The sequence below is a fragment of the Streptomyces sp. NPDC027189 genome (genome assembly GCF_055566975.1).
The window spans coordinates 222384-244718 of the sequence record NZ_JBVHRI010000001.1 but is presented as its reverse complement, the minus strand read 5'-3'; the positions used below and the strand labels follow the sequence as shown (position 1 = coordinate 244718).

18 protein-coding genes, 1 pseudogene and 1 riboswitch are annotated in these 22335 nt (G+C 68.2%); of the genes and pseudogenes, 8 read left to right on the top strand and 11 right to left on the bottom strand.

The features are described from left to right. The first annotated feature begins 146 nt into the window (after nt 1–146). The 4 genes from ACZ4RZ_RS01095 to ACZ4RZ_RS01080 all read left to right on the top strand — a co-directional run bounded on the left by ACZ4RZ_RS01095 (nt 147) and on the right by ACZ4RZ_RS01080 (nt 4797). Nucleotides 147–1127 (top strand): tetratricopeptide repeat protein, encoded by a 981-nt coding sequence (locus ACZ4RZ_RS01095; protein WP_189189349.1) that lies wholly within the window; start codon nt 147–149, stop codon nt 1125–1127. A gap of 159 nt (nt 1128–1286) precedes the next feature. After that, nucleotides 1287–1937, top strand: coding sequence for a peptide deformylase (def, locus tag ACZ4RZ_RS01090; protein WP_467740807.1), 651 nt, complete (start codon nt 1287–1289; stop codon nt 1935–1937). A 407-nt stretch (nt 1938–2344) separates the two neighbouring features. Further along, nucleotides 2345–3430 (top strand): epi-isozizaene synthase, encoded by a 1086-nt coding sequence (cyc1, locus tag ACZ4RZ_RS01085; RefSeq protein ID WP_467740805.1) that lies wholly within the window; start codon nt 2345–2347, stop codon nt 3428–3430. Next, nucleotides 3427–4797 (top strand): bifunctional albaflavenone monooxygenase/terpene synthase, encoded by a 1371-nt coding sequence (locus tag ACZ4RZ_RS01080; RefSeq protein WP_467740803.1) that lies wholly within the window; start codon nt 3427–3429, stop codon nt 4795–4797. The genes cyc1 and ACZ4RZ_RS01080 overlap by 4 nt, the downstream gene beginning before the upstream one ends. A 24-nt stretch (nt 4798–4821) precedes the next feature. Here the strand turns inward: ACZ4RZ_RS01080 and ACZ4RZ_RS01075 are convergent, their stop codons facing one another. After that, the gene (locus tag ACZ4RZ_RS01075; RefSeq protein ID WP_467740801.1) at nt 4822–5787 is read right to left on the bottom strand and encodes a GlxA family transcriptional regulator; all 966 of its coding nucleotides are present in this window, start codon (nt 5785–5787) and stop codon (nt 4822–4824) included. 94 nt (nt 5788–5881) lie between these two features. Here ACZ4RZ_RS01075 and ACZ4RZ_RS01070 point away from each other — a divergent pair, with 94 nt between their 5' ends. Beyond that, nucleotides 5882–6085, top strand: coding sequence for a hypothetical protein (locus tag ACZ4RZ_RS01070; protein ID WP_467740799.1), 204 nt, complete (start codon nt 5882–5884; stop codon nt 6083–6085). On the opposite strand, the gene ACZ4RZ_RS01065 is transcribed toward ACZ4RZ_RS01070, so the two are convergent. The 10 genes and pseudogenes from ACZ4RZ_RS01065 to ACZ4RZ_RS01020 all read right to left on the bottom strand — a co-directional run bounded on the left by ACZ4RZ_RS01065 (nt 6046) and on the right by ACZ4RZ_RS01020 (nt 18725). Continuing rightward, a complete protein-coding gene (locus ACZ4RZ_RS01065) occupies nt 6046–6507 on the bottom strand; it encodes a hypothetical protein (RefSeq protein ID WP_467740797.1) in 462 nt (153 codons plus the stop codon). The genes ACZ4RZ_RS01070 and ACZ4RZ_RS01065 overlap by 40 nt on opposite strands. Nucleotides 6508–6607: 100 nt before the next feature. After that, nucleotides 6608–8686: a putative Ig domain-containing protein gene (locus ACZ4RZ_RS01060; RefSeq protein WP_467740795.1), complete on the bottom strand. Its 2079-nt coding sequence runs from the start codon at nt 8684–8686 to the stop codon at nt 6608–6610. A gap of 393 nt (nt 8687–9079) precedes the next feature. After that, the gene (locus ACZ4RZ_RS01055; RefSeq protein ID WP_467740793.1) at nt 9080–10099 is read right to left on the bottom strand and encodes a ribonucleotide-diphosphate reductase subunit beta; all 1020 of its coding nucleotides are present in this window, start codon (nt 10097–10099) and stop codon (nt 9080–9082) included. After that, nucleotides 10099–12492, bottom strand: coding sequence for a ribonucleoside-diphosphate reductase subunit alpha (locus ACZ4RZ_RS01050; protein ID WP_467740791.1), 2394 nt, complete (start codon nt 12490–12492; stop codon nt 10099–10101). The genes ACZ4RZ_RS01055 and ACZ4RZ_RS01050 overlap by 1 nt, the downstream gene beginning before the upstream one ends. 134 nt (nt 12493–12626) lie before the next feature. After that, nucleotides 12627–12766, bottom strand: a riboswitch (cobalamin riboswitch). A 62-nt stretch (nt 12767–12828) separates the two neighbouring features. Further along, nucleotides 12829–13093, bottom strand: a pseudogene (locus ACZ4RZ_RS01045) (GNAT family N-acetyltransferase); the annotation flags it as partial. A 420-nt stretch (nt 13094–13513) separates the two neighbouring features. Beyond that, complete coding sequence (gene mctP, locus ACZ4RZ_RS01040) at nt 13514–15124, bottom strand: monocarboxylate uptake permease MctP (RefSeq protein WP_467740789.1); 1611 nt, start codon at nt 15122–15124, stop codon at nt 13514–13516. After that, nucleotides 15121–15384: a DUF3311 domain-containing protein gene (locus ACZ4RZ_RS01035; protein ID WP_467740787.1), complete on the bottom strand. Its 264-nt coding sequence runs from the start codon at nt 15382–15384 to the stop codon at nt 15121–15123. The genes mctP and ACZ4RZ_RS01035 overlap by 4 nt, the downstream gene beginning before the upstream one ends. Nucleotides 15385–15511: 127 nt before the next feature. Further along, nucleotides 15512–15712, bottom strand: a complete 201-nt coding sequence (locus ACZ4RZ_RS01030; protein WP_467740785.1) for a YbdD/YjiX family protein — start codon at nt 15710–15712, stop codon at nt 15512–15514. Next, on the bottom strand, nt 15684–17822 hold the full coding sequence (locus ACZ4RZ_RS01025) for a carbon starvation CstA family protein (RefSeq protein WP_467740783.1): 2139 nt from the start codon (nt 17820–17822) through the stop codon (nt 15684–15686). The genes ACZ4RZ_RS01030 and ACZ4RZ_RS01025 overlap by 29 nt, the downstream gene beginning before the upstream one ends. A 138-nt stretch (nt 17823–17960) precedes the next feature. After that, the gene (locus ACZ4RZ_RS01020) at nt 17961–18725 is read right to left on the bottom strand and encodes a GntR family transcriptional regulator (protein WP_189189334.1); all 765 of its coding nucleotides are present in this window, start codon (nt 18723–18725) and stop codon (nt 17961–17963) included. Nucleotides 18726–19131: 406 nt separating this feature from the next. On the opposite strand from ACZ4RZ_RS01020, the gene ACZ4RZ_RS01015 reads away from it, so the two are divergent. The 3 genes from ACZ4RZ_RS01015 (at nt 19132) to ACZ4RZ_RS01005 (ending at nt 22331) form a co-directional block, all read left to right on the top strand. Then, entirely contained in the window at nt 19132–20409 is a 1278-nt protein-coding gene (locus tag ACZ4RZ_RS01015) for an extracellular solute-binding protein (protein ID WP_467740780.1), read from the top strand. 96 nt (nt 20410–20505) lie between these two features. Beyond that, on the top strand, nt 20506–21495 hold the full coding sequence (locus ACZ4RZ_RS01010; RefSeq protein WP_467740778.1) for a carbohydrate ABC transporter permease: 990 nt from the start codon (nt 20506–20508) through the stop codon (nt 21493–21495). After that, nucleotides 21492–22331 carry a carbohydrate ABC transporter permease gene (locus tag ACZ4RZ_RS01005; RefSeq protein WP_467740776.1) on the top strand — a complete coding sequence of 280 codons (840 nt, stop codon included), beginning with the start codon at nt 21492–21494 and terminating at the stop codon, nt 22329–22331. The genes ACZ4RZ_RS01010 and ACZ4RZ_RS01005 overlap by 4 nt, the downstream gene beginning before the upstream one ends. Nucleotides 22332–22335: the final 4 nt, after the last annotated feature.

Below are 22335 nucleotides of genomic sequence, written 5' to 3'. Positions count from 1 at the left end.
GTAATGAGCGCCCGTCCAACGGTACGTGGTTGGATGCGAGGAAGAGGGTGTTCGGGGGCACGGGCCAGCCCGGGGCTGCGCTGTCTTCAAGGGACTCTTCAAGGGACCGGCAGGCGGGAAACGCAAGGAACTGGCAGGCGGGAATCGTGAGGATCTTCGGCAAGGGACGACACCGGCCCTCCGCCTCATGGCGGCAGGCCACCGACCGTGCGTTCACGCTGATCGGCGACGGCCGGTACGAAGACGCGGGGGCGCTCCTGACGCGCGCCGCGGACTTGGAGCCGTGGCTGTCCGAGTCCTGGTTCAACCTGGCCCTGCTGCACAAGTTCCGGCATGACTGGGAGCAGGCGCGGGCGGCGGGCCTCAGGGCCGTCGCGCTGCTCGACCGCGAGACCGGGGCGCCCGACTGGTGGAACGTGGGCATCGCGGCCACCGCCCTGCAGGACTGGCCGCTGGCCCGGCGCGCCTGGCAGGCGTACGGGCTGCGGGTACCCGGCGGCGCCGCCGTCTCCGGGGAACCGGTGGGCATGGACCTCGGCAGCGCGGCCGTAAGGCTGTCGCCCGAGGGCGAGGCCGAGGTGGTGTGGGGGCGCAGGCTCGACCCCGCCCGCGTCGAGGTGCTGTCCATTCCGCTGCCGTCCTCCGGGCGGCGCTGGGGCGAGGTGGTGCTGCACGACGGTGTCCCGCACGGTGAGCGGACCACCGCGGCCGGACACGCCTACCCCGTCTTCGACGAGATCGAGCTGTGGGCGCCGTCACCGGTGCCTACCTGGGTGGTCCTCCTTGAGGCGGCCACCGAGGACGACCGGGACGCGCTGGAGCAGCTCGCCGCCGACGCCGGCTTCGCCGCCGAGGACTGGTCGTCGTCCGTACGGCTGCTCTGCCGGATGTGCTCCGAGTCGCGGATGCCCTCCGACGAGGGCGACGGCGAGCACCTGGACCCGCACGACCACAGCGAGCCCGGCCATCCGGGGCCGCTCGGCCACCGCACCGACGGGCAGCTGTGGGTGCCCGAGCGGGAGTGCGGGGTGGCTGCGCCGGCCTCGCTGGTGAGGGGGCTGCTGGACGGGTGGGTCGCGGACAGCCCCGACTCCAGGGACTGGCGGGACCTCGAAGAGGTTTGTTAGGAGGCTGCGGGGAGGAAGGCCCGCCGCGGGTTCTCGTGGCTGGTCGCGCCCACGCGGTGGAGCCGCACCTCAGGTGCGGTCCCGCGCCCCTCACGCGGCGCTGCCCCGTACCCTGTATCAGCATCACACCCCCGTTTTTCAGGAAGGCATACGTCGGTCATGGCGCAGCAGGACACCGATCAGCAGCACGCGGGCGTGCTCCCCGTGGACGACGAGGGCTTCGTCATCGACACCGAGGACTGCGAGGAGCGTGAGGAGGCCTACCGCGCGCGCGGCACCTCGCGGCCGATCACGGTCGTCGGGAACCCGGTGCTGCACAAGGAGTGCAAAGACGTCACCGAGTTCGGGGAAGAGCTGGACCAGCTGGTCGCCGACATGTTCGCCAGCCAGCGCATCGCCGAGGGCGTGGGCCTGGCCGCCAACCAGATCGGCGTCGACCTGAAGGTCTTCGTCTACGACTGCATGGACGACGAGGGCAAGCGGCACGTGGGCGTCGTCTGCAACCCCGTGCTCGTCGAGCTGCCCGCCGAGCAGCGCCGTCTGGACGACAGCAACGAGGGCTGCCTCTCGGTGCCGACCGCGTACGCGCCGCTGGCCCGCCCCGACTACGCCGAGGTCACCGGACAGGACGAGAAGGGCAACCCGATCAAGGTGCGCGGCACCGGCTACTTCGCCCGCTGCCTCCAGCACGAGACGGACCATCTGTACGGCTACCTGTACATCGACCGGCTCTCCAAGCGCGAGCGCAAGGACGCGCTGCGGCAGATGGCCGAGAACGAGCCCCGCTACCCGATCGTGGCGAACGACTGAGACGTGACGGCGACCGTCCTCGCGTACGACTGAGACGTGACGGCGACCGTCCTCGCGAACGACTGAGACGCGATGGCGACCGTCCACGCGAACGACTGAGACAGAAAATGACAGGTGGGGCTCGCAACCTCTTGTGAGCTTTCTCGAACGGCGCCTGGTCAGGGAACCCTCCTGACCAGGCGTCGTTCGTGTGTACGTCGCACGTTCGATCCCTTGTGCTCCTCTAGTGATCCATATTCAGTCACACAAGGGGAGATTCTCGGCATCATGGGGTAGTGAGTGCAGCAAATCCGTTCCCAGAACGGTCAGTTGTGGTGCTGAATGGGAAGTGCGGGGATACGCAACGGCGCACGCCCGGCACAGCAGGAGGGGCGCAGCGCCAGCAGGCGGCTGAGAGGGGTTTGTTCGTGCATGCTTTCTCACACGGCACTTCATCGACACCGACAGCGATCGCGGTTCCACCGGCGCTCTCTCTTCCGGTGATCGAGACGGCGTTTCCTCGAAAACTGCATCCGTATTGGCCCAGGCTCCAGGAGAAGACCAGGACCTGGCTGCTCGAAAAACGGCTCATGCCGGCGGACAAGGTCGAAGAATATGCCGACGGCTTGTGCTACACGGACCTCATGGCGGGCTACTACATTGGCGCCCCCGACGAGGTCATGCAGGCGATAGCGGACTACAGCGCGTGGTTCTTCGTCTGGGACGACCGCCACGACCGCGACGTCATCCACGGCCGCACCGACGCCTGGCGGAGGCTCAGGTTCCGGCTGCACGCGGCCCTCGACTCCCCCAGGGACCATCTGCACCACCAGGATCCCCTGGTCGCGGGGTTCGCGGACAGCATGGTGCGGCTGTACTCGTTCCTCAGCAAGAAGTGGAACGAGCGGTTCGCACTCCACTTCCACGCGGTGATCGAGGCGTACGACCGGGAGTTCCGAAATCGCGCCTCGGGCACCGTTCCGACGGTCGAGGAGTATCTCGAACTCCGCCGGCTGACGTTCGCGCACTGGATCTGGACCGACCTTCTGGAACCCAGCGCGGAGTATGAACTCCCCACGGCGGTGCGGAATCACCCCGCATATCGGAAGGCGGCACTGCTCAGCCAGGAATTCGCCGCCTGGTACAACGATCTGTGCTCGCTCCCCAAGGAAATTGCGGGCGACGAAGTGCACAATCTCGGAATCAGTCTCATTCACCATGAGGGGCTGACTCTCGAAGAGGCCGTCACGGAAGTACGGCGACGGGTCGAGGAATCCATCCGTGAATTCCTCGTCGCCGAAAAGGACGTATTACGGCTCGCCGATGCCCTCGCGGACGGGACCGTGTGGGGCAAGGAATGCAGCATTGCCGTGAAGGCGTGCCTCGGCAATATGCGGAACTGGTTCAGCTCCGTGTACTGGTTCCACCACGAGTCGGGCCGGTACATGGTCGACAGCTGGGACGACCGCTCCACACCCCCGTACGTCAACAATGAAGCGGCAGGTGAGAAATGACCGTCGAGTCTGTGCGGCCCGAGGTACCTGAGACGCTGGAGTTGTCCACCCCGCCCCTTGCGGGCGGAGGCGTGCCGGGTCTCGGCCACGGCTGGAAACTGGTCCGCGACCCGCTGGGCTTCCTGGCCCAACTGCGCGACCACGGCGACGTCGTCCGGCTCAAGCTGGGCCCCAAGACGGTGTACGCCATCACCACCCCCGCGCTCACCGGAGCGCTGGCGCTCAACCCGGACTACGAGATCGGCGGCCCGCTGTGGGAGTCCCTGGAGGGACTGCTCGGCAAGAAGGGCGTCGCGACCGCCAACGGGCCGCAGCACCGGCGCCAGCGGCGGACGATCCAGCCCGCGTTCCGGGCCGACATCATCCACGAGTACGGGCCGATCATGGAGGAGGAGGCACGCGCGTTCGCGGCGCGCATGGTGCCGGGGGAGACGATCGACTGCACCTCCGAGTCGTTCCGCGTCGCCGTCCGCATCGCGGCCCGCTGTCTGCTGCGCGGCCAGTTCATGGACGAGCGGGCCGAGCGGCTGAGCATCGCGCTCGGCGCCGTGTTCCGCGGTATGTACCGGCGCATGGTCATCCCGGCCGGACCGCTCTATCGGCTGCCGCTTCCGTCCCACCGCCAATTCGACCGCGCATTGGCCGATTTGCATGACCTCGTTGACGAGATCATCGACGAGCGGCGGGCATCTGGTCAAAAGCCGGACGATTTGCTGACGGCATTGCTGGAGGCGAAGGACGACAACGGCGACCCCATCGACGAACAGGAGATCCACGACCAAGTCGTAGCAATACTCACTCCCGGCAGCGAAACCATCGCGTCCACGATCATGTGGCTCCTGCAAGTCCTCACCGAACACCCGGAACACGCGGACAGGGTGAGCAAGGAGGCCGAATCCGTCGCGGGCGACCGGCCCGTCGGATTCGACGACGTCCGGAAGCTGTCGCACACGAACAATGTCGTCGTCGAGGCGATGCGTTTGCACCCCGCCGTATGGATATTGACGCGGCGCACGGTGACCGAAACCGAGCTGGGCGGCTATCGCATTCCGGCCGGTGCCGACATCGTCTACAGCCCGTTCGCGATCCAGCGCGATCCCCGGTCGTACCAGGAGCACCTGGATTTCGACCCTGACCGCTGGCTTCCGGAACGGTCCAAGGACATACCGAAGTACGCGATGCGCCCGTTCAGCGTGGGCAACCGGAAGTGCCCCAGTGACCACTTCTCGATGGCCCAGCTCAGTCTGATCACGGCGACCGTGGCGTCCCGGTGGCGCTTCGAGCAGGTGTCGGGCTCCAACGACGCGACCCGCGTCGGCATCACCCTGCGCCCGCACAAGCTGCTGCTGAAGGCCCGGCCGCGCTGACCGTGCGTGTTCACCGGCGCACGTTCAGGCCGCCCGCGGGCCCCTGAACGTGCGCCGGTACGCCTGCGGGGTCGTCCCCAGGCTCCGGACGAACTGATGGCGCAGCGCGGCCGCGTTGCCGAAGCCGGTGCGGCCCGCGATCGCGTCCATCGTCTCGTCCGTGGCCTCCAGCAACTCCTGGGCCAGCAGCACCCGTTGGCGCAGGATCCAGCGGTACGGAGTCGTCCCCGTCTCCTGCTGGAAGCGGCGCGCGAAGGTGCGCGGGGACATATGGGCGCGGGCCGCGAGCTGCTCCACGGTCACCTCCTCGTCGAGGTGCTGCTGCATCCACACCAGCACCTCGCCGACCGTGTCGCACCGGGAGCGGGGCAGCGGGCGCTCGATGAACTGGGCCTGGCCGCCGTCGCGGTGCGGTGGTACGACCATGCGGCGGGCGATGGCGTTGGCGACCTCCGGGCCATGCTCCTTGCGGACGAGGTGGAGGCAGGCGTCGATGCCGGCGGCGGTGCCCGCCGAGGTGATCACCGGATCCTCGTCGACGTACAGCACGTCCGGCTCGACGATCGCCCGCGGGTACTGCCGGGCGAGCGCCTCCGCGTGATGCCAGTGCACCGCGCAGCGTCGGCCGTCCAGGAGCCCTGCCGCGCCCAGCACGAAGACACCGGAGCAGACGCTGAGCACCCGCGCGCCGCGCTCGACGGCCCGGCGCAGCGCGTCCAGCAGCCCGGGCGGATAGTCACGCACGGCATAGGTGTCCCCGGCCGGCACGACGACGAGGTCGGCCTCGTCGAGCCGGTCGAGGCCGTGCGGGGTGGAGACGGTGAACCCGGAGACATGGGTGCCGAGCGTGGGGCCCTCGGCCGAGGCGATCGCGAAGTCGTAGACGGGCAGCCCCTCGTCGCTGCGGTCGAGGCCGAACACCTCGCAGACGACGCCGAGTTCGAAGGGGTGTACACCGTCGAGCAGGACTGCGGCCACGTTCTTGAGCATGTTCTCCAGTGTGCCTCGGAAGTGGCAGTAATTCGAGGGTGTGCGGCAGTCCTGCCACTGACGGTAAGGAGCAATCGGCGCGACAGTGGTGTTCATGAACACACTCATGGACAACCTCGTCGGAATCCTGACCGTCCTTGGGATCTTCGCGGTCGTGGCGCTCCCCTCGCTGATCGGGCTCGCCCACGAGCGGCGCGTCGACCGTCAGCTCAAGGCGGCCCGGGCCGCCCGCTCCGAGGTCGACCGGCCCTCCCGTCCTCACGGCTTCGTCACCACCACCGTGACCGTCCACTCCTGAAGGCCCTTGCACGAGATCCGGGCCGGGTCGCTGGGGCACAACGGACGGGACGAGGTGAGCTGCACCGTACCCGCCGAGACCGCCTTGAACGCGGAGGAGGCGTCGCCCGCCTGCAGGACGATGCCGCTGTTGGTGGCCTCGAGACCGCTGCCGTCGGCCTTGACGGGCGCCCAGGGCCGGCTGGTGGTGCCGTCCAGAAGAATGCGGATCACGTTGCCCGTCGTCAGGCAGAACGTGCGGCCGGTATCGGCGGCGCCGAGCTCCGCCTTCGCCTCCGCACAGCCTTTGTGGGATGTCGTGGGGGACGGCGACACGGTGCCGCTGCCGCCCGCTTCGCCTCCGCTCTGCGTGCCGCAACCCGCGGCCAGGAGAAGCGTCAGTGCCGCGAGGGCGATGGTCCGGTGGTGGGTCGTTCGGCGCATGGGGGGCCTCCTCGTCGCTTGGACGTGCCACCCCCGCATCAGGATCCACTTCGGGGCACGGAAAAGCCCTGGCCGCGACGGCGGCCAGGGCTTTCGTGGGTCAGCTGGTCGTCAGGGCGGTGTCGTCGACGACGAAGCTGGTCTGGAGCGAGGAGTCCTCGACGCCGCTGAACTTCAGCGTGACGGTGGAGCCGGCGAAGGAAGACAGGTCGAAGGTCTTCTGGGCGTAGCCGGAAGCCTTGTTGAGGTTGGAGTAGGTCGCCAGCGTGGTGGAGCCGGCGGTGACCGTGAGCTTGTCGTAGGCCGTGCTGGTGCTGGTCTCGGCCGTGTCGATGTGCAGGTAGAAGGTGAGCGACGCCTTGCAGCCGCTCGGGATGGTCACCGACTGGGACAGCGTGTCGGTGTGGGTGGAGCCGTAGCCGTCCAGCCAGGCGTAGTAGGAGCCGCCGTGCGCCGCCTCACCGGTGTCGTTCGTGATGACTCCGCTGGAGGCGCTCCAGGTGGTGTTGCCCGACTCGAAGCCCTGGTTGCCGAGCAACTGCGCCGAGGTGCAGGTGCCGCCGCCGGAAGTGCTGACGGTCCAGGTGAAGGTGGCCGTGCCGGAGGCGCCGGTGCTGTCGGACGCGGTGACGGTCACGCTGTAGGTGCCCGCCGTGCTCGCCGTGCCGGAGATCCGGCCGGTCGAGCTGTTGATCGACAGACCGGTCGGCAGGCCGCTCGCGCTGTAGGTGAGGGCCGCGCCCGCGCTGTCGGAGGCTGAGATCTGCAGGCTGACCGAGCCGCCGGTCGCGGTGGACTGGCTGCCCGGGTTGGTGACGGTCACCGTGTTGCCGGTGCTGGTGCCCGAGGTGAAGGCGGTGGTGCCGTTGGGGGTGCCCCAGCCGGTCGGGCCGTCGTAGCCGGTGGCCGCGGTGCAGAAGTACGAGGTCGAGCAGGAGCCGTTGTTGCCGCTGGTGACGTCGTACAGGTTCGAGGTGTGGGAGTACGGGTACTTCGCCGGGTAGTCGCCGGAGCCCGGGGTGCCCGCGAGGGCGTACACACCCGCGATGATCGGTGCGGAGGCGCTCGTACCGCCGTAGACCGCCCAGCCGGAGCCGCCGTAGGTGTCGTAGACGGCCACACCGGTCGCGGGGTCGGCGACCGCGGAGACGTCCGACTCCATGCGCTTGGTGCAGCCGGTGTCGGTCTGCCAGCTCGGCTTGGCGTCGTACGCGGAGCAGCCGGAGCCGGTGCCCTCGGTGCTGCTGGTCTTCCACACGGACTCGGTCCAGCCGCGGGAGTTGGACGACGTGGACAGCGCGGTGCCGCCGACGGCGGTCACGTACTGGGAGGTCGCCGGGTACTCGGCGCCGTAGCCGGAGTCACCGGCGGAGACGGTGATGGCGACGCCCGGGTGCTTGAAGTACTGGGTGTCCTCGCTGGTCTGGGAGGAGGACTCGCCGCCGCCCCAGCTGTTGGACACGAACTTCGCGCCCAGGGCCACGGCCTCGTTCTCGGCGGTGCCGAGGTCGGAGTCGGTCGCCGAGTTGGCCTCGACCAGGATGATGTTGCAGTTGGGGCAGACCGCGCTGACCATGTCGATGTCGAGCGCTTCCTCGCCCGCCCAGCCGGTGTCGTTCGACGGCAGCGAGGTGGTCGAGCCGGTCTGGCTGACCTGCTTGAAGCAGCCGTTGGCCTTGGTGCAGGCCGACAGGCCGAACTGCGAGCGGTAAGTGGCCAGGTCCGACTCGGCGTTGGGGTCGTTGTACGCGTCGACCACGGCGACCGTCAGGCCGGAGCCACCGGTCGAGGGCAGGTTGTACGCGCTGTGCAGGTTGGCCGGGCTGAGGCCGGACACCGCGGCGGCGGCGTTCGGGGATATCGCCGCGGCCAGCTTCTGCTTGATGTCCGTGCGCCGCTGGGCGAAGCAGGCGGCGTGACCGGGGGTCGGGGTGCCGCACAGATGCGTGGTGGGCACCTTCTGGCCGGCCTTGCCGGTCGGGTGAACGGCCTGGGCGGCGGGGGAGGTCAGGGCTTTCGCGTTCTGGGCGGCCCGGGAGATGTGCGCGGTGGGCGCCGTCTGCGCACCCGCGGGCGGGGCCGCGGCGAACCCGGCGACGCCGAGGGCGAGGGCAGGGAGGGCGGCGGTCAGGAGTCTTCGCAGTCTCCGGGCGGGTCTGGCGGAGCGTGTCTCACGCATGGGGGTGCTGCCTCCATCGATTTGAGGCCGGTGCCGCGCGGACCGGGTAGGGCCGTACGCGGCTCCACAGCCGGAAGTGGGGGTTCTCGGCGTTGCGTGGCAGGCCCGTGACGCGCGTAGCGTCAGGGAGTGTCATGGGCATGCCAATCTGACGGCCTGGCATGCCGCTGTGTATGACATGTCAGGACGGCCAGAACCTAGCCGGGGCCGATGAGGCGCGGATAGCGGCCCCCGAAGAACTTTGCCGCTCCATAGGTGGTCCATGGACGACCCATGGACGGTCCATGGACGAGACACGAGACACGAGACACGAGACGCGGGACGCGGGACGCGGGACGCGAGACGCGAGACGCCGGGCCGCGTGCGCGGCCCGGCATCAAACCTGAGGTGTCGTCAGAAGTCCTCGTCGAGGTCGACGGTTCCTTCCACGGCGACCTGGTACGCCGACGGCCGCCGCTCGAAGAAGTTGGTCAGCTCCTGGACGCCCTGCAACTCCATGAAGGAGAACGGGTTCTCGGAGCCGTAGACCGGTGCCAGGCCTAGGCGTACCAGGCGCTGGTCGGCGACGCACTCCAGGTACTGGCGCATCGAGTCGGTGTTCATGCCGGGCAAGCCCTCGCCGCAGAGATCGCGACCGAACTGGAGTTCAGCCTCGACTGCTTCCTTGATCATGTCGGTGATCTGTCGGCCGAGTTCCTCGTCGAAGAGGTCGGGCTCTTCCTTCCGTACGGTGTCGACGAACGCGAACGCCGCGTCCATGTGGCAGCTTTCATCACGGAAAACCCAGTTGGTGCCGGTCGCCAGGCCGTGCAGCAGACCCCGGCTGCGGAACCAGTAGACGTACGCGAAGGCCCCGTAGAAGAAGAGCCCCTCGATGCACGCGGCGAAGCAGATCAGGTTGAGCAGGAAGCGGCGGCGGTCGGCCTTCGTCTCCAGCCGGTCCAGCTTCTCCACCGAGTCCATCCACTTGAAGCAGAACTCGGCCTTCTCACGGATGGAGGGGATGTTCTCGACGGCGGCGAAGGCGGCGGCGCGGTCCTCCGGGTCGGGGAGGTAGGTGTCGAGCAGCGTCAAGTAGAACTGGACGTGCACGGCCTCCTCGAAGAGCTGTCGCGACAGGTACAGCCGCGCCTCGGGGGAGTTGATGTGCTTGTACAGCGTCAGCACCAGGTTGTTCGCCACGATCGAGTCGCCCGTCGCGAAGAACGCGACCAGTCGGCCGATCATGTGCTGCTCGCCCTGCGACAGCTTCGCGAGGTCGGCGACGTCCGAGTGGAGGTCGACCTCCTCGACGGTCCAGGTGTTCTTGATGGCGTCCCGGTAGCGCTCGTAGAAGTCCGGGTAGCGCATGGGGCGGAGGGTGAGTTCGAAGCCCGGGTCGAGGAGGTTCTTCTCGGTGTTCGGGGGGGTCATTACTGGCACGCCTCGCAGGACTCGGGGTTCTCAAGGGAGCAGGCGACGGCGTCGGGCTCGGCCACCTGCTGGACGGGGATGGTCTTCTCGGGCCGGCCCTGCGCCTGGGCGGCGCGGGCGATGCGCGTCGCGGGGCGCGAGCGCAGGTAGTACGTCGTCTTCAGGCCCGACTTCCAGGCGTACGCGTACATCGAGGAGAGCTTGCCGATGGTCGGCGTCTCCAGGAACAGGTTCAGCGACTGGGCCTGGTCCAGGAACGGGGTCCGGGCGGCGGCCATGTCGATGAGGCCGCGCTGCGGGATCTCCCACGCCGTGCGGTAGAGGTCGCGGACGTCCTGCGGCACCCAAGTGAAACCCTGCACCGAGCCGTTGGACTCGCGCAGAGCCTCCCGGGTCTGCGCGTCCCACACGCCGAGCTTCTTCAGCTCGTCCACCAGGTAGGAGTTGACCTGGAGGAACTCTCCGGAGAGCGTCTCGCGCTTGAAGAGGTTCGACACCTGTGGCTCGATGCACTCGTACACGCCCGCGATGGACGCGATCGTCGCGGTGGGCGCGATGGCGAGGAGGAGAGAGTTGCGCATGCCTACGGCGGCGATGCGTTCCCGCAGGGCCGCCCAGCGCTCCGGCCAGGTCAGCTCCACGTCGAAGTGGTCGGGGTGGAGGACACCGCGGGCCGTACGGGTCTTCTCCCAGGCCGGGAGCGGGCCGTTGCGCTCGGCGAGGCCGGCCGAGGCCTCGTACGAGGCGAGCATGATGCGTTCGGCGATGCGCGTGGAGAGGGCCTTCGCTTCGGGGGAGTCGAAGGGCAGGCGGAGCTTGAAGAAGACGTCCTGGAGGCCCATCGCGCCGAGGCCCACCGGGCGCCACTTGGCGTTGGAGCGGCCCGCCTGCTCGGTCGGGTAGAAGTTGATGTCGACGACCCGGTCCAGGAAGGTGACGGCCGTGCGGACCGTCTCGTCCAGGCGCTCCCAGTCGATGTCGCCGCTCGTCGTGTCGACGAAGGCGCCCAGGTTCACCGAGCCGAGGTTGCAGACCGCCGTCTCGCCGTCGTCCGTGACCTCCAGGATCTCGGTGCACAGGTTCGAGGAGTGGACGGTGTGGCCCGGCTCCGCCGTCTGGTTGGCGGTGCGGTTGGCGGCGTCCTTGAAGGTCATCCAGCCGTTGCCGGTCTGCGCGAGGGTGCGCATCATGCGGCCGTACAAGTCGCGGGCCGGAATGGTCTTCTTGGCGAGGCCGCTCTCCTCGGCCTTGCGGTAGGCCGCGTCGAATTCGTCGCCCCACAGGTCGACCAGTTCCGGCACGTCGGAGGGGGAGAACAGGGACCAGATCCCGTTCTCGTTGACCCGGCGCATGAACTCGTCCGGGATCCAGTGGGCGAGGTTCAGATTGTGCGTACGCCGGGCGTCCTCACCGGTGTTGTCGCGCAGCTCCAGGAACTCCTCGATGTCGGAGTGCCAGGTCTCCAGGTAGACCGCGGCGGCGCCCTTGCGCCGGCCGCCCTGGTTCACCGCGGCGACCGAGGCGTCGAGGGTCTTCAGGAACGGGACGATGCCGTTGGAGTGCCCGTTCGTGCCGCGGATGAGGGAGCCGCGGGAACGGATCCGGCTGTACGACAGGCCGATGCCGCCCGCGTGCTTCGAGAGGCGCGCGACCTGGTGGTAGCGGTCGTAGATGGAGTCCAGCTCGTCCAGCGGGGAGTCGAGGAGGTAGCAGGACGACATCTGCGGGTGCCGTGTACCGGAGTTGAAGAGCGTGGGGGAGGAGGGGAGGTAGTCCAGGCGGCTCATGAGCCGGTAGAGGGACGCGACTTCGTCCACGGATCGGGTGGTGTCGTCCTCGGCGAGGCCGGACGCCACCCGGAGCATGAAGTGCTGGGGCGTCTCGATGACCTTGCGGGTGATCGGGTGCCGGAGCAGGTAGCGGCTGTGCAGGGTGCGCAGGCCGAAGTAGCCGAAGCGGTCGTCGGCGTGCACGTCGATCAGTTCGTTCAGGCGGGCCGTGTGCAGCCGTACGAACTCCGCCGTGCGGTCGGCGATCAGCCCCTCGCGGTGGCCGGTGGCGATGGACTCGGAGAAGGATCGCACGCCCTGTGAGGCGGCCTCCGCCGCGATGCTGATCGTCAGCAGGCGGGCGGCGAGGCGGGAGTACGCCGGGTCCTCGGAGATGAGGCCGGCGGCGGCCTCGGTGGCCAGTTCGCGCAGCTCCGCGTCGTCCGCGCGGGCGGACCGGCCGCGCAGCGCGGCGGCGGCGACCCGGCCGGGGTCGGCGTCCGGGAGGTCGGCGGTGAGGTCGGTCAGGGTACGCAGCAGCGTGGTACCGGGACCGTCCGTCTCCACCGGGGCCTGCTTCGCGGAAACGGAAGCTGAAGCCGGGTCGGCTGGCGCGATGGTCACTTGGGGCTCTCCCTCGCTCGGCACGGGGCCTGTTGGGGAGGAGCGGGGCACACGGGGGCGCTTCTGGGCAGCGGCGCACCGCGTCCACCGGCCCATTCCGCGAGGCCCGGACGTCGTCGGCGCCCGGGCCGGGTGGCCGGGGCGCGCTGTCGACAGGTCCTCGGACTGAAACGCGTACGCGGCCACGCGGGGCATGAACACGTACAAGTACACCGTTGCGGGACAGTTCCGGATTCGCACCGGATTCCCCTGCGGCGACAGCGAGCATGAGCATACATCTTGTGCCGGGCTGCGGGAGCACCCCCACATGTTGTGTCGCGTCGGCGTCCGGGAGTGCTACGGAGTGTGCTGGAGCGTCAACTCGTAGGTGATCGGCAGGATGTCGTCGATGTCCGGGATGGGGTTCCAGTCGCGCTTCCGTGGCGCGTGCGCGGTCGACGCGGGCGCGGACGAGGGCTTCGCCTGTGCCCCTGCCGCGGTCCTCGGTCGCGACCGCGAGCGTGCGGATCTCGGCCTCGCCCTGGCGGGCCATGTCGGCCATGGGGCCGCCTTGCGGGACGAAGGTCACGCCGCCGAGTACGCGGTCGTGGGCCACCGCGATCTCGGAGACGGCCTGCTCGACCTCGTGCCGGACGGGCACGGCGACGGGCCGCCGGATTCTGTCCGGCGGCCCGTCTTGCGGTGTCTGCGGCTGCGTGCGTCTGCGCCTGCCGCCGGCGGGTGGGGCGGGGCCGTGCCGGTCCGTGCGCCCCGTCGCCTGTGGCAGATCGCTTGGCTTTCATGGCTCTGCCTGTTGGCAACCACGCAAGCGACGGGCCATGTGATGTACCGGCACGGCCCCTTCCGTGCGTGGGCGACTGCGGGTGCGTGCCGGCTCAGCTGCGGGCATGCGCGCCGGCGGCCCACCCGCGCTTCCCCACTGCGGGCCATCGTGCTGCTGGGGCGGCACGGGTGCGCCAACCGGCACTCTGCGAGCACCGGTTGGCGCACCCACCCCGACGGCATCCTCGGCTGCGGGTGCCTAGTGAGTCGCCCCAGCCGTGGCCGGGGGCAGTTCCGTCTGTACCCCGGGGTCGCCCGCGTCCGCCGTGTAGTCCTCGGGGGACGTCTCGTCGACGCCCTCGGGGGCCTTGAACGCCCGGAAGGCGAAGGTGAGGACGACGGTCACCACGACGTTGAGCGCGAACGCTGTGAGGCCGATGTAGCCGATCTCCCCGATCCCGGGGATCTCCTTCGCGCTGCCGCCGAAGTGCTTCTGCGTCGGGGAGGCGACCCCGTACGCCGCGAACGTGCCGTAGAGCATGCCGACGGCCCAGCCCACGAGCAGCGCCCAGCGGTGGAACCACCGGGTGAACAGGCCGCCGACCAGGGCCGGGAAGGTCTGCAGGATCCAAATGCCGCCGAGGAGCTGGAAGTTGATCGCGACCGTCTTGTCCATGGTGAGGACGAAGACCAGCGCACCGACCTTCACCAGGAGCGAGACCAGCTTGGAGACCTTGGTCTCCTGCTGGGGAGTCGCGTCGGGCTTGATGAAGTCCTTGTAGATGTTGCGCGTGAAGAGGTTCGCGGCCGCGATGGACATGATGGCCGCGGGGACCAGCGCTCCGATGCCGATGGCGGCGAAGGCCACGCCCGCGAACCAGTCCGGGAACATGGTCTCGAAGAGCTGCGGGATGGCGAGCTGGCCGTTCGTGACCTTCACTCCGGCCGCGATCGCCATGAACCCGAGCAGGGCGAGCAGGCCCAGCATCAGCGAGTACAGGGGGAGGATCGTGGTGTTGCGGCGGATCACCTCACGGCTGCGGCTCGACAGCGTCGCCGTGATCGAGTGCGGGTACATGAAGAGCGCCAGTGCCGAGCCAAGGGCGAGGGTGGCGTACGTCCACTGGCCCGCTTCGGCGGGGACGATTCCGCCCGCGCCCGCCGCCGTGTACTTGTCGCTCGCCGCCTTGAAGATCTCGTCGAACCCGCCCAGCTTGATCGGGATGTAGATGATGGCCACCGCGATCACGATGTAGATCAGGGTGTCCTTCACGAACGCGATCAGGGCCGGGGCGCGCAGGCCGGAGGAGTAGGTGTACGCGGCCAGTACGCCGAAGGCGATGAGGAGCGGGAGGTCCTTCACGAACCAGTTCGTGTTGTCGCCGCCGCCCACGCCCATCACGTCCAGGACGGCCTGGATACCGACCAGCTGGAGCGCGATGTACGGCATGGTGGCCAGGATGCCGGTGACGGCCACGGCGAGGGACAGGCCCTTCGAGCCGAAGCGGCCGCGCACGAAGTCCGACGTCGTCACGTATCCGTGCTTGTGGGAGACCGACCACAGGCGGGGGAGGAACGTGAAGATCAGCGGGTAGACCAGGATGGTGTACGGGACCGCGAAGAAGCCGGCGGCGCCTGCCGCGTAGATCGCGGCGGGCACGGCGACGAAGGTGTACGCCGTGTAGAGGTCGCCGCCGAGCAGGAACCAGGTGATCCAGGTGCCGAACGAGCGTCCACCCAGGCCCCATTCGTCCAGGCTGTGCTCGTCGTCCGCCCTGCGCCAGCGCGCGGCCAGGAAGCCCATGACCGTGACGGCCAGGAAGAAGAAGATGAAGACGGCGAGTGCCACGCCGTTCACGCCGTCCTTCATGCCTCGGCACCGCCCTTCGTGGTGGCGCGGGCGCGCTGGTCACGCTGCCAGAGCTTGTAGGCGATCATCGTCAGCGCCGTGGACATGAGCACCCACAGCATCTGGTACCAGTAGAAGAACGGGATGCCGATGAGGATCGGGTCCGTCTTCGCGTACGAGCCGACCCACAGCATCGCCACGAAGGGGGCGAGCAGGCAGAGGGCTATCACGACGCGGACCGGCGTCACCGCCGGTGGCTTCACTTCGGGCACATCTGACATATGGCGGCTCCGTCCCCTCACTGATCACCTGTGTAACGCGCAGGCAATCTAGGCGACGGTTCCGCTTTAGGGAACCCCCGTCCGGTTAGCGGATGTGGAGGGTTCGTGTGGGCTGCGGTTCGTGCCGTCAGCAGCAGCGGAACCCCTGGCGCGGGTCCTCCTCCTGACGGTCCGTGCGTGCTCGCTCGAAGTCCCGGCGCGACGGTACGGGGGCGTCCGGGTGGTCTTTGCGGAGGTATGCGACATAGCGGTCGTAAGCGGATTCGTCTGTCAACTCCCGTATGTACCAACGGATTCCACTAGCTGCCCGGTGCAGCGCCGATCGCATCTCGCTCCTCCTGCCTCTCTCGCTGCGTGGGGATCAGTCCGGCCGGGGCGACGATCTTCGACTCCACATACGGCGCCTCGCTCAGCGTGGAGAGGGCCGGGCGGCGTACGTGCCGGACGCACACCCGGGCCGCGTCGACGATCACGACGACGATGAGGACGGCGAGAACGGCCGAAAGGACGCCGTCCACCGTGGAGTTGGTGACGACCGTGTGCATGTCGTCCATGCTCTTGGCGGGCGGCAGGACCTTGCCGGCGTCGATGCCGTCCTGGTAGACGCTGCGCTGCTTGAAGAAGCCGACGCGTGGGTCGCTGGAGAACACCTTCTGATAGCTGGCCGTGAGAGTCACCGTGGCGTCCCAGACGAGTGGAATGCCGGTGATCCAGGCCCACTTGAGGCGTCCGGACTTCACCAGCAGGGTCGTGCAGACGGCGAGGGCGACCGCCGCGAGCAGCTGGTTCGAGATGCCGAAGATCGGGAAGAGCTGGTTGATGCCGCCGAGGGGTTCGTGGACGCCGACCCAGAGGAAGTAGCCCCACAGTCCGCACACGAGGGCGCTGGTGGCGATCAGTCCGGGCTTCCAGCTCACGTTCTTGAAGGGGCGGTAGACGTTCCCCAGCATGTCCTGGAGCATGAACCGGCCCACGCGTGTGCCCGCGTCCAGCGCCGTCAGGATGAACAGCGCCTCGAACATGATCGCGAAGTGGTACCAGAAGGCGCGCAGGCTTCCGCCGGTGACCTTCGAGAAGATCTCCGAGACCCCGACGGCGAGGGTGGGCGCGCCGCCGGTACGGGAGAGCAGGCTCTGTTCCTCGACCTGGTGCGCGGCTTTCGCGAGGTCCGCCGGGGAGATGGTGTACCCGAAGTTCGCGACCGCGTGCGACGCCGATTCGACGGTGGTGCCGATGACGCCCGCGGGCGCGTTCATCGCGAAGTACAGGCCCGGGTCGATGATGCACGCGGCGACCAGGGCCATGATCGCGACCGACGACTCCATGAGCATAGAGCCGTACCCGATCATCCGGACCTGCGTCTCCTTCTGGATCATCTTGGGCGTCGTGCCGGACGAGATGAGTGCGTGGAATCCCGACAGGGCGCCGCAGGCGATGGTGATGAAGACGAACGGGAAGAGCGAGCCCGCGAACACCGGGCCGTCGCCCTGCTTGGCGAAGTCCGTGACCGCGTCCATCTTCAGCGTCGGCAGCGCGATGACGACGCCGAGCGCGAGCAGCGCGATCGTGCCGATCTTCATGAAGGTGGAGAGATAGTCGCGGGGTGCGAGGAGCATCCAGACCGGCAGGATCGAGGCGATGAAGCCGTACGCCACCAGCCAGATGACCAGGGTGGAGGGGGCGAGGGTGAAGGTGCCGGCCCAGGAGGACTCGGCGACCCAGCGGCCCGCGACGAGGGCCAGCAGCAGGAGCGCGACGCCGACCAGCGAGACCTCGGTGACCCGTCCCGGGCGCAGGACGCGCAGGTAGAAGCCCATCAACAGGGCGATCGGGATCGTCATTCCGATGGAGAAGGTGCCCCAGGGGGAGGCGGCGAGCGCGTTCACGATCACCAGCGCGAGCACACCGAGCAGGATGATCATGATGGCGAAGGCGGCGAGCAGCGCTGCCGCCCCGCCGAACGGTCCGATCTCCTCGCGGGCCATCTGCCCGAGCGACCGCCCGTCCCGGCGCGTGGAGAAGAACAGGACCACCATGTCCTGGACCGCGCCCGCGAAGATCACTCCGGCGATGATCCAGATGGTGCCGGGCAGATAGCCCATCTGCGCGGCCAGCACCGGGCCGACCAGCGGGCCCGCGCCGGCGATCGCCGCGAAGTGGTGGCCGAGCAGCACGCGCCGGTCCGTGGGATGGAAGTCGATGCCGTTGTTCAGCCGCTCCGCCGGGGTGGCCCGTGTCCCGTCGACCTTGAGCACCTTGTGCGCGATGAACTTCGCGTAGAAGCGATAGGCGATGGCGTACGAGCCGAGCGCGGCGGCGACCATCCAGGCGGCCGACACGTTCTCGCCCCGCGCGAGCGCGAGCACGGACCAGCCCGCGGCGCCCACCAGCGCGACGAGGGTCCAGATGACGATGGTTCGAGGCTTGGCGGTACGCACCGTTCGTCCTCCCGTCCATGCGGTGACGGGAGGAACGTAGAGCAGGAAGGTGAGTCGCGCTACACCACGCGCCTACCACAAGTGGCTTATTTTGGCGGGCGCTTGAGCCTCAATGGTCCTTCGGGTGCTGGGGCTTCATTACTCCTGCGGGCGCTTCAGGCGTGCCACGAACTTGTACCGGTCGCCGCGGTACACCGAGCGCACCCACTCCACCGGCTCGCCCTGCTTGTCGAGCGAGTGCCGGGAGAGCATCAGCATGGGCAGGCCGACGTCGGTGCCGAGCAGCCCGGCCTCGCGCGGGGTGGCCAGCGAGGTCTCGATGGTCTCCTCGGCCTCGGCGAGATGGACGTCGTACACCTCGGCGAGGGCGGTGTAGAGGGAGGTGTACTTGACGAGCGACCTGCGCAGGGCGGGGAAGCGCTTCGCGGACAGGTGGGTCGTCTCGATGGCCATCGGTTCGCCGCTGGCGAGGCGGAGGCGCTCGATGCGCAGCACTCGCCCGCCGGCCGAGATGTCGAGCAGCCCGGCGAGGGTCTCGTCGGCGGTGATGTAGCCGATGTCCAGCAGCTGCGAGGTGGGTTCGAGGCCCTGGGCGCGCATGTCCTCGGTGTACGAGGTGAGCTGCAGCGCCTGGGAGACCTTGGGCTTGGCCACAAAGGTGCCCTTGCCCTGGATGCGTTCGAGGCGGCCCTCGACGACCAGCTCCTGAAGGGCCTGCCGCACGGTCGTGCGCGAGGTGTCGAACTCGGCGGCGAGGGTGCGCTCGGGCGGTACCGGCGTGCCGGGCGGCAGTGTCTCCGTCATGTCGAGCAGGTGCTTCTTCAGGCGGTAGTACTTGGGCACGCGCGCGGTACGGATGGGGGCCCCACCCTCGTTCTCCGCACTGCTGACGTCGGCGCTCATGCTCTGCCTTCCCGGCTCCGGATGCCGAAACGGCCGACATCCCCATCGGCCACGGCTCACATCGTGGCACGGCTTCATGTGCGAGTGTCCTCCCGCACGCTCCGTGATCCCCTCTATATACCGTCGGCGTCCCTGTTGGTCTAGTCCACCGCGCTGAAGTGGTCCACCCCTGGGCGCGCGAACGACGCCGTTATTTATGTCGGTTACCTACTTAAAGGTCCCTGCATATGTAGGTCCCATAACGGACGGTGGGAGGGCTCGCGAACTCCTTGACACCCCTCTAGGTCTAGGCCAAGCTCCCCGTACTGGTCTACACCATTGGTCCAGTCCCGGCCCCACGGGCGGTACACGTCATATGTCACCGCGGGGAGCCAGGGGGGTTTGTGGCATCCCTGAGGAGGGTGGCGTGAAGCGCAAGCTGATAGCCGCGATCGGTATCGCGGGCATGATGGTCTCCATCGCGGCGTGCGGGGGCGACGACGGCGACAGTGGCAAGAAGGCGGGTGCCGACGGCTTCAAGGGGCAGACCCTGACCGTCTGGGCCATGGACGGTTCGACGCCTCCCGGCTGGACCAAGGATCTGACGGCGGCCTTCGAGAAGAAGACCGGCGCCAAGCTGAAGTTCCAGACCCAGCAGTGGAACGGCATCCAGCAGAAGATCACCACCGCGCTCTCCGAGGACAATCCGCCGGACGTCATCGAGGTCGGCAACACCCAGACCCCCGCCTACGCGGCCACCGGCGGTCTCGCGGACCTGTCGGACCTCAAGTCGGAGATCGGTGCCGACTGGACGGCGGCCCTGAACAATTCCTCGGTCTACGAGGGCAAGCAGTACGCGGCCCCGTGGTACTTCGCCAACCGCGTCGTCATCTACAACAAGAAGGTCTGGGCGGACGCCGGCATCAAGGACACCCCGAAGACCCGGGACGAGTTCTTCAAGGACCTTCAGGCCATCGACAAGAAGACCGACGCCGAGCCGATCTACCTGCCCGGCCAGAACTGGTACTTCTTCGACGGCCTGACCATCGGCCAGGGCGCCGACCTGGTGAAGAAGGACGGCGACAAGTACGTCTCCAACCTCGCCGACCCGAAGGTCGGCAAGGCCATGGAGATCTACAAGGAGTACCAGTCCTACTCCAAGGCCCCCAAGGACAAGGACGAGGCGACCCCGCAGCAGGCCGAGGTCTTCGCCAAGGGCAAGACCGGCGCCTTCATCGGCATGGGCTGGGAGGCCGGCACGGCCATCGCGGCCAACAAGGGCATCGAGAAGAACATCGGCTACTTCACCATCCCGGGTGAGACGGCCGACAAGCCCGAGGGCGTCTTCCTGGGCGGCTCCAACTTCGCGGTGGCCGCCGGCAGCAAGAAGCAGGAGCTCGCCAAGGAGTTCCTGAAGCTGGCCCTGTCCGACAAGTTCGAGGGCGCGCTGGCCAAGGAGAACGGCGTCATCCCGAACAAGGAGTCGCTGCAGACCAACCTCTCGGCCAACCCCGCCGCCGTGGCCGCCGCCCCGGCCGCCGCCGGCGGTGGCACCACGCCGCTGATCCCCGCGTGGGCCGCCGTCGAGAACGCCCCGAACCCGATCAAGACCTACATGACCGCGGTGCTCAACGGTAAGTCGCCCGCCGACGCCGCCAAGCAGGTCGAGGCCGAGATCAACAAGCGTCTCTCGCAGACGAGCTGATCACCCGTGCCGGGGCGCCCCGAAGAGGGCGCCCCGACGCAGTGGTGCATCGAGCAGTGGTGCATCGACCAGTAGGGCCACAGAGAGATGGCGAGCATGTCAGTGCAGACCGAACGCGCGGACACGGTCCCGGCGGCCGGGATCCGCAAGAGTGACGCATCCCCACCGGGAGACGGGGAGAGCCGGACCAGGGGACGAGGCGGCGCGTCCGCGCCCTATCTGCTCCTGCTGCCGGCGTTGGCAGCCACCGTGGTGCTCCTGGGCTGGCCGCTGGTGAAGAACGGCATGCTGTCGTTCCAGAACCTCAACCCGCGGCAGCTGATCCTCCACCTCACCGAGTGGAACGGGATCGACAACTACAAGGACGTGCTGTCCGGTTCCGACTTCTGGAAGGTCGTCGGACGGTCGGTCGTCTTCACCGCCGCCAACGTCGTCCTCATCATGCTGCTCGGCACCCTAGTCGGCCTGCTCCTGGCCAGGCTCGGCAGGCGCATGCGGCTGACGCTGATGCTCGGCCTGGTGCTGGCCTGGGCGATGCCCGTGATCGCGGCCACCACCGTCTACCAGTGGCTCTTCGCGCAGCGCTTCGGCGTCGTCAACTGGGTCCTGGACAAGCTCGGCTGGCACTCGATGGCCGACTACAACTGGCTCGGCACGCAGTTCTCCACCTTCTCCGTGGTCACCCTGCTGATCGTCTGGCAGTCCATCCCGTTCGTGGCGATCAACCTCTACGCCGCGACGACCACGATCTCCAAGGAGCTGTACGAGGCCGCCTCGCTGGACGGCGCCGGCGCCTGGCAGTCCTTCACCTCGGTGACCTTCCCGTTCCTGCGGCCGTTCCTGTGGGCCACGACGTTCCTGGAGGTCATCTGGATCTTCAAGGCGTTCCCACAGATCTTCGCGATGAACGAGGGCGGCCCCAACCGGCTCACCGAGACCCTGCCGATCTACGCCTTCGTCGAAGGTGTCGGCAACCAGCACTTCGGGATGGGCGCGGCGATCTCGTTCCTCACCATCCTGATCCTGCTGGCCCTGACCGCGTACTACCTGCGCACCGTGCTCAAGCAGGAGGAGGACGAGCTGTGAAGCGCACTGCTTCTTCGGCAATCCGCCGTCTCTGGCCCAACGCGACAGCGATCGTCCTCTTCGTGGTCTTCGCGTTCCCCGTCTACTGGATGTTCGCCACGGCCTTCAAGCCGACCGGCGACATCATCGCCGAGGACCCCGTCTTCTTCCCGACCGACGTCACGCTCGAGCACTTCAAGAAAGCCGTGGACGCGGACCACTTCTGGACGCTGGTCGGCAACTCCGTGACGGTCACCGTGCTGTCGGTGGTCCTGTCGCTCGTCATCGCGCTGCTCGCGTCCTTCGCGCTCGCGCGGATGCGGTTCAGGGGGCGGCGCGGCTTCATCGTCACGTTCATGATCGCGCAGATGGCCCCCTGGGAGGTCATGGTCATCGCGGTCTACATGATCGTGCGTGACGCCGAGATGCTGAACAGCCTGGTCCCGCTGACCTTCTTCTACATGGTCATGGTGCTGCCCTTCACCATCCTGACCCTGCGCGGATACGTCGCCGCCGTGCCGAAGGAGCTGGAGGAGTCGGCCATGGTCGACGGCTGCACCCGCACCCAGGCCTTCATCAAGGTGATCTTCCCGCTGCTCGCGCCCGGCCTGATGGCCACCTCGCTCTTCGGGTTCATCACCGCCTGGAACGAGTTCCCCATGGTCCTCATCCTCAACAAGGACATCCAGGCCCAGACCCTCCCGCTGTGGCTGTTCAGCTTCCAGACGACCTTCGGCGACGACTGGGGTGCCACCATGGCAGCGGCCTCGCTGTTCGCCGTACCGATCCTGATCCTCTTCGTCTTCCTGCAGCGAAAGGCCGTCAGCGGCCTCGTCGCAGGCGCCGTGAAGGGATAACGCC

What these genes read in the sequence shown, in the direction of transcription:
- def (WP_467740807.1), top strand. Translation starts at nt 1,287, where the DNA reads ATGGCGCAGCAGGACACCGATCAGCAGCACGCGGGCGTGCTCCCCGTG.
- ACZ4RZ_RS01080 (WP_467740803.1), top strand. Translation starts at nt 3,427, where the DNA reads ATGACCGTCGAGTCTGTGCGGCCCGAGGTACCTGAGACGCTGGAGTTG.
- ACZ4RZ_RS01075 (WP_467740801.1), bottom strand. Translation starts at nt 5,787, where the DNA reads ATGCTCAAGAACGTGGCCGCAGTCCTGCTCGACGGTGTACACCCCTTC.
- ACZ4RZ_RS01070 (WP_467740799.1), top strand. Translation starts at nt 5,882, where the DNA reads ATGAACACACTCATGGACAACCTCGTCGGAATCCTGACCGTCCTTGGG.
- ACZ4RZ_RS01065 (WP_467740797.1), bottom strand. Translation starts at nt 6,507, where the DNA reads ATGCGCCGAACGACCCACCACCGGACCATCGCCCTCGCGGCACTGACG.
- ACZ4RZ_RS01060 (WP_467740795.1), bottom strand. Translation starts at nt 8,686, where the DNA reads ATGCGTGAGACACGCTCCGCCAGACCCGCCCGGAGACTGCGAAGACTC.
- ACZ4RZ_RS01055 (WP_467740793.1), bottom strand. Translation starts at nt 10,099, where the DNA reads ATGACCCCCCCGAACACCGAGAAGAACCTCCTCGACCCGGGCTTCGAA.
- mctP (WP_467740789.1), bottom strand. Translation starts at nt 15,124, where the DNA reads ATGAAGGACGGCGTGAACGGCGTGGCACTCGCCGTCTTCATCTTCTTC.
- ACZ4RZ_RS01035 (WP_467740787.1), bottom strand. Translation starts at nt 15,384, where the DNA reads ATGTCAGATGTGCCCGAAGTGAAGCCACCGGCGGTGACGCCGGTCCGC.
- ACZ4RZ_RS01030 (WP_467740785.1), bottom strand. Translation starts at nt 15,712, where the DNA reads ATGCGATCGGCGCTGCACCGGGCAGCTAGTGGAATCCGTTGGTACATA.
- ACZ4RZ_RS01020 (WP_189189334.1), bottom strand. Translation starts at nt 18,725, where the DNA reads ATGAGCGCCGACGTCAGCAGTGCGGAGAACGAGGGTGGGGCCCCCATC.
- ACZ4RZ_RS01010 (WP_467740778.1), top strand. Translation starts at nt 20,506, where the DNA reads ATGTCAGTGCAGACCGAACGCGCGGACACGGTCCCGGCGGCCGGGATC.